Annotated in this window: 1 protein-coding gene; it reads right to left on the bottom strand. The window is 68.2% G+C overall.

The genetic code is table 11. The features are described from left to right. Positions 1–349 (bottom strand): alcohol dehydrogenase catalytic domain-containing protein (locus AC1DYP_RS24895; RefSeq protein ID WP_477048578.1); only part of this gene is annotated, 349 nt, incomplete at both ends.

The following is a 349-nucleotide window of genomic DNA, read 5'->3' as shown; positions in this document are numbered from 1 at the left end:
CACGATGCACTTGTCCCGCGGGGTCAGATGCTTCGCCGCCTTGGCCGCCGCGTGATACGCGGTGAGACCGGCGTCGGCTAGGGCCGCGACGTCGGCCGGTTCCAGCGAGTCTCCGATCTTGACCACGCTGCGAGCGGACGTCTTGAGGTACTCCGCGTACCCGCCGTTGGTGTCGATGCCGGGGAACTGGTTGATCTCGCAGTGCACGTCGTCGCCGGACCGGCACGCGCGACACAGACCGCACGTGATGAGCGGGTGCACGATGACCTTGTCGCCCTCCGCCACGTTGGTCACGGCCGAGCCGACCGCGTGTACCCATCCCGCGTTCTCGTGCCCGATGGTGTACGGC

The sequence above is a fragment of the Caulobacter sp. P1_D6 genome, assembly GCF_056406095.1.
The sequence above is the reverse complement of the archived record's forward strand: the minus strand, read 5'-3'. Positions and strand labels throughout refer to the sequence as shown.